The organism is Halobacillus sp. HZG1, from assembly GCF_035818575.1.
GTDB lineage: Bacteria > Bacillota > Bacilli > Bacillales > Halobacillaceae > Halobacillus > Halobacillus litoralis.
In genome coordinates, this window is record NZ_JAYLVQ010000003.1 from 1 (window position 1) to 2,940 (window position 2,940).

Genomic DNA, 2,940 nt, shown 5'->3' on the forward strand with positions numbered 1-2,940 from the left:
GTCTGCTTATGCCAGTCGTGTCTACCAGGACGATTCCGCATTTGAACACTTTCCATGGGGCGGGCGGTGAGCCTCCTCAGGCTACGCCTTCCGGGGTCTCACCTGTCCCACACATCCCATAGGAGTCTCACCGTTTCCCTCGACCCCTTTACCTTATAAGTGTCTCGAAACCACTTCTAAAAGGGGCAGCTTGTATGGTTGAGGGAAGTTGATGATTAGACAACAAGTATTCTTAAACAAGGTTCCAATTCTTCTCCCCTAGGCAGGCGTATAGTGTGTTGTAGGTAGAGTTTACATCATTCACTTCTCATAACCATACAAGCTAAGTTTTTCAGTAGTGGTTTCGAGACTCTGATATAGCAAAGGGGCGGAGGGGAATGGCGAGACTCCTGCGGGAAGAAAGTGCTTGGTGAGACCCCACAGGACGCAGTCCGAGGAGGCTCACCGCGCTCCCGCGGAAAGCGAGTTATTCCCCGCAGCCCCATCCACTCAACAAACGTCTCGAAACTGAGTCTTCCACAATCATGCCCGTTAGCTTAATAATACGATGATGAGTTTTATGAATTAGACAAACAATAATTGAAGCGTTGATGAACAATAACAAAGGATGGCATGGTATAATAGAGAACAAATGTTCCAATGGAGGAAGAACGTTATGCAGTCCAAATGGTATCCCAAAAAAGGCCGCGTCATTTTTCATGTTGATATGAACAGTTTCTATGCGTCTGTGGAAGCAGCCTTTGATCCATCCTTGAAAGGCAAGCCGCTTGCCATTGCAGGAAATCCTGAAGAAAGGCGCGGGATCATTGTCACAAGCAGCTATGAAGCCCGCAAATATGGGGTCAAAACGACGATGCCTTTAGGAGAGGCCAGAAGGTTGTGCCCTGAACTTGTTGTCATGGGCCCGACGTTTGAACGATATCGTACAGCATCTAAAGAAATGTTTAAAGTTCTGGCTGATGTGACACCGCTGGTTCAACCTGTATCGATAGACGAAGGTTATATGGATATAACCGACTGCGCAGAGCAAGGTTCGCCTCCGGAAATAGCCGAGCGGATACAAAAGCGGATTTATGACGAGCTCGATCTGCCTTGCAGTATTGGAATCGCTCCTAATAAATTTTTGGCAAAAATGGCTTCTGATATGAAAAAGCCTATGGGAATTACGATCTTACGGAAAAGAGATCTTGAAACAAAATTATGGCCTTTACCGATAGAAGAAATGTACGGAGTGGGAGCGAAAACAGCAGAGAAATTAAGGAAAATCGGTATTGAAAACATTGGTGGATTAGCTGAGCATTCTGTTCTTGAATTAAAGGGTGTTCTTGGAATCAATGGAGAGCGGTTGAAAAACAGGGCGAATGGAATCGATGACCGTCCTGTCGACCCTGATGCGGTTCATGAATTTAAAAGCATCGGGACATCTACAACGCTCCCAGAGGATACAACCGATGATACAGAGGTACAAAGCGTCATCCGCAGGCTTTCGAATAAAGTGGAAGCACGGATGAAGAATAAAAAGGTTCTCGCAAGGAATGTACAGGTGATGATCCGCTACCATGACCGGAAAACAGTGACACGCAGCCGGCAATTGCAGGAATTCATCCATTCATCAGACGATCTCTTTCAAGTGGCGATGCAGTTATTCGATGATCACTGGAATCAGCAGCCTGTTCGTCTTCTGGGTGTTACTGCAAGCGATCTGGCAGAGAAATCAGAAGTTAGTCAGCAATTAGATCTATTTAATTTTGAACAATATGCCAGCAAAGAAAACTTGTATAAAACGATTGATGATTTAACGGAAAAATACGGAAAAAACCCTTTCCGAGATCTTAGTAATCCGACCAATCCTCAGGTGAATACAAGCTTTCAAAAGGATTTTCTCGACGATTTTAAAAAATGATTCCCAGGCATAGCCTCTCTTCTCTTTTCCATACTAAAAGAGAAGGGAGGCGTTTTAAAATGGGTAGAGATCGACAAGAGAAAAAGTTGAAAAAATCCGGTAGAGTGGAGTCCGACCGTGATCAGCGCCTAAGTTATCCAGGTGCGACCGCGATGGAGGGGCCAGAAGCAGCTCGTAAACGCAGATAATCAAGGAGGCGGATTTTTTATGGGTAGACGCATGGGACCGAAACAACAGGAACAACCGAATTTGCCTCTTGGGCCTAAACAAGCATACGGAGAACCGGCTCAAGGATCTCATAAAGTGAAAAACAGACAACATTCACGTCAGAAGCAAAAATCTTCTCACGATATGTAAGATAGAAAAGGCAGCCATTTCAGCTGCCTTTTTTATTTATGAAAACATCCAATAATCCCCACGGATTGATACTCATATTATTTAGGTTCCTGGACAAAATAATGGTTGAGGAGGTTGAGAATGATGCCAGAACGAATTGTCGCCGTTAGAAAAAACGGGCAAGGAAGCATTGTTGAAATGCAGCTGTCGTCAGGACAAGTGATCGATTATAAGCGAGCACATGAAATGGCGCGCAGTGGTGAACTGGAACACGTGAACCTCATTCGAGGTAAAGATGGAGAAGACCATCTGCGCAGTGAACCGGATGGCATTCAATCCAACAACTTGGACAACCTTCCATCTTTTTAAGAGAGAACCCAGGCAAAGCCTAGCGCTTGCCTGGGTTTTCTTTTATTTTACTAAAGCTCCCTTTAGTTGAAGACTCAGTTTCGAGACTTCTGTTGGGTGGATGGGGGCTGCGGGGAATAGCTCGCTTTCCGCGGGAGCGCGGTGAGCCTCCTCGGACTGCGTCCTGTGGGGTCTCACCCTGCACTTTTTTCCCGCAGGAGTCTCGCCATTCCCCTCCGCCCACTTGCCGGAAGAAACTCTCGAAACTACCTTTCAGCAATAGGAGCTTTTATGGTTGAGAATCCTATATCAACGCGGTTTAAGAAGGATTTATTACAGTTTTAGGCAGGTAA

The 2,940-nt window shown here is 45.6% G+C and carries 4 protein-coding genes; all 4 read left to right on the top strand.

Annotated features, from left to right (window positions below; genetic code table 11):
• Positions 1 to 655 precede the first annotated feature (655 nt).
• On the top strand, positions 656 to 1,903 hold the full coding sequence (locus VKA52_RS00020; protein WP_326313773.1) for a DNA polymerase IV: 1,248 nt from the start codon (positions 656 to 658) through the stop codon (positions 1,901 to 1,903).
• A 59-nt stretch (positions 1,904 to 1,962) separates the two neighbouring features.
• On the top strand, positions 1,963 to 2,091 hold the full coding sequence (locus tag VKA52_RS00025) for a YpzI family protein (protein ID WP_089651799.1): 129 nt from the start codon (positions 1,963 to 1,965) through the stop codon (positions 2,089 to 2,091).
• 19 nt (positions 2,092 to 2,110) lie between these two features.
• Positions 2,111 to 2,260: a small acid-soluble spore protein P gene (locus VKA52_RS00030; RefSeq protein WP_089651800.1), complete on the top strand. Its 150-nt coding sequence runs from the start codon at positions 2,111 to 2,113 to the stop codon at positions 2,258 to 2,260.
• A 123-nt stretch (positions 2,261 to 2,383) separates the two neighbouring features.
• Positions 2,384 to 2,608, top strand: a complete 225-nt coding sequence (locus VKA52_RS00035) for a DUF3892 domain-containing protein (protein WP_089651888.1) — start codon at positions 2,384 to 2,386, stop codon at positions 2,606 to 2,608.
• Positions 2,609 to 2,940 lie beyond the last annotated feature (332 nt).